This window comes from Chloroflexus sp. MS-G (assembly GCF_000735195.1).
Classification (GTDB): Bacteria; Chloroflexota; Chloroflexia; order Chloroflexales; family Chloroflexaceae; genus Chloroflexus.
Map to the genome: position 1 here is coordinate 1 of NZ_JPIM01000194.1, position 4,535 is coordinate 4,535.

General features: G+C 61.0%; 3 protein-coding genes. 2 read left to right on the forward strand and 1 reads right to left on the reverse strand.

The annotated features are described in order from the left end of the window. Positions 1-505 precede the first annotated feature (505 nt). A complete protein-coding gene (locus tag JE47_RS0119550) occupies positions 506-1,471 on the reverse strand; it encodes a GNAT family N-acetyltransferase (RefSeq protein WP_031461360.1) in 966 nt (321 codons plus the stop codon). Positions 1,472-2,175: 704 nt separating this feature from the next. Here JE47_RS0119550 and JE47_RS0119555 point away from each other — a divergent pair. After that, positions 2,176-2,520, forward strand: a complete 345-nt coding sequence (locus JE47_RS0119555; protein ID WP_031461361.1) for a hypothetical protein — start codon at positions 2,176-2,178, stop codon at positions 2,518-2,520. After that, positions 2,490-4,535, forward strand: a 2,046-nt coding sequence (locus JE47_RS0119560) for a CHAT domain-containing protein (protein WP_031461362.1), incomplete at its 3' end; no start/stop codon positions are given. The genes JE47_RS0119555 and JE47_RS0119560, both read left to right, overlap by 31 nt.

Genomic DNA, 4,535 nt, shown 5'->3' on the forward strand with positions numbered 1-4,535 from the left:
CCTCCCCCCTGCCCCCTCCTCTCCCACGCTGTGGGAGAGGAGGGGGGAGGTTGCGCCCGCCCCTTCCCCCTTGCCCCCGTCCGCGCCCACGCTGTGGGAGAGGAGGGGGGGATGAGCGGAGCAGGGGCGATTCTGCGCTGGCATCTGTCAACAATGCCGAGTCCACCACCTAGATCACCCCTCTCCCGCGCTGCGGGAGAGGGGCCGGGGGTGAGGGCGACCCGCACCTTCTCCCCAACCCCAGTCCGCTCCCACAGGGGGGAGGTTGGGTGTTAGGGCGGGTTGGGTTGGTCTCTGTACCCAGCTTCCGCTCCCCGGTTCGGGAGTGAACGGGGTGATCTGCGGGAAGCGAACATGAGACCGTTGCCATACCAGTAGGGACAGACGCCGACCCGGTCTCGATAGCAAGTTGAGATAGGCTAATATTGTTGGAACGATGGAGCGGATTCGATGCCCGGCTTTACTATGATCCTCGCCGGTATCGGATAAGTGAGCAACGACGAGATTAACGTTGAACAAGAGCGCGGACTGACTGAATCAGCGGGCTACGGTAGCGGCAGCGGGCAATGGCATATGCGGCAGAGGCAAAATTGCGCTTGTACTGCATCACACCTTCGATCCCGGCGCTGGTGTTGAGGTCGTAATAGCGAAACCCGCGCGCCGCAGCATCGCGGGCAATTTCAACATCGAGCACGACCATCGCTCGTCGCTTGAGGGCTTCGTTGGTAACAGTGCCATGCCATGCAGTAACGTGTTGATTCCAATAGAAAGCCAGCGTACCACCAACGACAGCGCCATCTAGTTCGACCACCCACAGCGTGATCTCGTTGGGATAGCGCCGCTCGAAGTCAAAGACGTGAGTAAAGAACTCCCACGGATACCCGTAATGCTCATCTTCCCCCCAGCGTCGCACCGCTTCGCGGTAGGCGCGATAGTAGGCTTCATAGTCGGTAAGCGATGTTGCCCGCCGAATACGTACTCCTTCACGCAGACCCCGCCGATAGTTGGTACGCGCACTCTTATCAAAGCGACTAAAGATACTTTCAAAGTCTTGATCAAGATGGATGAGATACGTAATCTCATTGGCGAACTGGTAAGTCGTATCCACGGTTTCTGGTGGCGCCAACGGGTTTGCCAGGTAATAGAAGTTGCTAATATCCCAACGGTAGACCTGCCGATAGAGTTTAGCCGCATCTGTAGCGCTCAGCGGGCCATCGGCAATAATTCCACCGTAGCATCCTTCAAAGGTTGACATCAGTGATGCGAATGGTCCAAAGCGCCGAATCTCAAGTAATGGCAACACAGCACGGGTGCCATTAGGAAAGATAGCGGCAATCGTCCGATCACGCACCATACAGTTCACCCGACACGCCAGCTCTGTCCAGAGTGGGGTGTGGAAGAAAGTAGCATACGGGCAAGCGCGGGCAATTTCCCACCAGCATTGCAGTTCAACTGGTTGAATGATACGCATTCTGTTCCTCAGCCTAACTTCCGAAGCATCCGTCGTGAGTTGTTGTACCACATCGATAAAGCCCAGAATCAGGGAAATATTCCCTAATTGGTGTGACAATGTTGTTAGAAAAAAGCTTTCGGGACTGAGGCAATCTGAGATCGGGTAAACCCTGTGGAGGCTGCGTTGAACCAATGCGGCAGGAGAGTCGGCGCTCATTTGGAACGAGGGGCGCTGTGCAACGAATACTGAATATCAATTCGCGAATCTTCCCTCCCAATTGCCTCTTTTAACGCTTGTCCTGCTGCCGCGCCCATCAGCGCGTGGCGGCCCAGAGCAAGGCTGGCGCCCTCACCTTCCCCCCCAGCCCCCTTCCTCTCCCTTTGAGGGAGAGGAAGGGGGAGGTTGCTCCCTCACCCTCCCCCCAGCCCCCGTCCGCGCCCACGGGGAGCGGAAAGGTGTGATTAGGCGTCAGAGCGGCTGAGGTTGGCCGACACGCCTCACAGTCATTCCCACGTGGCGAGAAGCAGGGGGAGGTAGAGCAGATGATCACCGTTTACACGGAAAGATGAGCGCTCCCTCAACGTTACTGGTGATTAGGAAACCCGCTTCTCCGTCCTCTCTCCTAATTTTCTCCATCACGATTGATCGGGTAGGAAAAGCACTTCGAAACGTTTTGATATGTTATAATCACACAAACGCCTATTCCTACCAAACCAACGCCGATGACCTACGAACAGAATATTGCCATCGACATTCCAGCCGACGAAGCAACCGCCCTCCTGCCCCTCCTGCAGCAGAGCGGCTTCACGACCCAATCGATCCAGCGGCGTGACCTCGACTGGCAGACCATCGTCGTGGTGATCCGCGACCTCGGTGAGATTGCCGGTAGCGTGGCCGCAATCATTGCACTGGCAGAGAAGATCAACGCCTACCGTGAATCCATGCGCCGCCAGGGGAAGACGCCGCGCGGAACCCTGCGCCGACCTGGCCAACCTCCGCTCGATCTGGCACTGGCAACCGACCAGGAGGTACTTGAATGGCTGCTCAGGACACCGCCGCAACCGTGACGCCGCTGCGCATGCTGCTGCTCTTTTCGGCGCCGCTGGTGATGCAGCGTGAGAACGAGATTGTTCCGATCACGCTGCTGCCGGTGCAGCAGGAGATCGAAAAGCTGGCCGATGCCTGCCGCGACCTAGGGGTGGCGCTGGAGATCGAGACTGCCATCGCCACGACCGAACGGATCGGTCACCTGTTCGCCACTGCCCGTCAGCCGTTCGATGTGCTGCACTTCAGCGGGCACGGCAGCCGCCACCTCGATGGCGCGAGCGTGCTGGTGCTGGAGGATGAGACCGGCATCGTGCGTGACCTGGATGCCGTTGAGTTGCGGCGCCTGATCGGCAACCAGCCGTGTCGGCTGGCGTTCCTGAGTGCTTGCCACTCTGCCGGTCTCGCCGATGCCCTGCTCGCTGCCGGGGTGCGCCACGTGGTGGCGATCAACGCCGCCGACCCAGTAATCGATCTTGCTGCCCGTGTCTTTGCCGTGCGCTTCTACGCCGCATTGTTCGCCGGGCGGTCGGTTGCCGAGGCGTTTGCCGCCGGGTGTACCGCTGTGGCAACTAACGACGAGTTGCGGCAGTGGCGCGATCCTGAAACGCTTCAGACCCTGAACGTGCGGGAAGAGGTGAAGTTTCGTCTCCTGCCGGAGAACGATCCGGTGCATCAGCAGCCGCTTGCACCAGCGCTGTCGTGCGGTCAACTGACCTTCCGCCGCCCCCAGTGGCAGAACACAAACCTCAGTCCGGTCGCAGCCGATCCATTTGTCGGGCGCGCTCGCGAATTGCACGCCATTGCGCAGGCGCTCCGCGACAACCGCTGTGTCGCCATCCACGGGATGGGCGGGATGGGCAAAACCGCCCTGGCAGAGGCAGCGGCGCGCTGGCAGCACGAACGCAACCGCTGGCGCGATGGGGTCTGGCTGGTGGCGCTGCGGAATGTCACGACTGCTTCCGAAGCGCGCAGCCGGATCGCATTTGCGATCGGACTGGCGCCAGAAACCGCCGAAAGTGACGCGACCCTCGCCGGTGCGCTCGCCGACCGCCAGAGCCTGCTCGTGCTCGATGATCTCGACGCCCTGCTCATCCACGACCGCCAGGGTTTGGTCGGGATGGTGCGGGCGCTGCTCGGCACCCGCTTTCTGAAACTGCTCACGACCGCCAGGCTCGACCTGCCGGGGCGCATCCATCACGCTCCGCTTGAACTGACCCGTTTGACGGGGGCAGACGCCCAAACTGCGTTTCTGACGTATGCGCCGCCGATAGAGAAGTGGGGCGAATGGACGCCTGACGAATGGCGCGACCTGCTGCGCTTTCTCGACGGTTATCCCTTCCCGATCCGGCTGGCAGCAACGGCCATGCGCGCTGCCCGCCTCAGCCTGCGCGACCTGTGGTGTCGGTTGCAAGCCAATCCGCAGGGCGCCCTCCGCTACCCCGGCGATGAAGAAGACCGCGAGACCAGCCTGGCAGCCACCCTCGATCTCTCATACACCGTGCTGCCCGCTCCGGCGCAACGCGCCTTTGCGCTGCTGGCGCTCTTCCCGGCCGGTCTGACCCGCAACGCAGCGCAGGCGATTGCGGACATCGAGGCAGAGACGCTCGAAACGGTTGTGCACTACGGCATGGCCGAATGGCGTGGCACTGCCGACTACGCGCAATGCGCCCTGCCGGAACCGGCGCGGCGCTATGCCGAGGCTCGCCTTGCGCAGCAGATGCCGGATGCGCTGGCAACCTATGCGCCAGCCGCGCTGGCATACTTCGCCGGGCTGATTGAAGCTGCAGATGAGGCGATCATCAAGGGAAATGAGCGCAGCGGCATTACAATCCTGACCCTGGAACAGCCCAACCTCGAACACTACCTCGATTGGGGGTACGCGCATGATAGCGCGCACACCGGAATCAATCGTGCAGCACGCGCTACGGCGCAGCTGAGACATTACTGGATGCTCAAGGGCGAACGAAATCGTCCAGAAGTGCTGGCGCGTCTGAAGCGAGCGCTGGACAGCGCCCGGCGGAGCAGCGATACCACT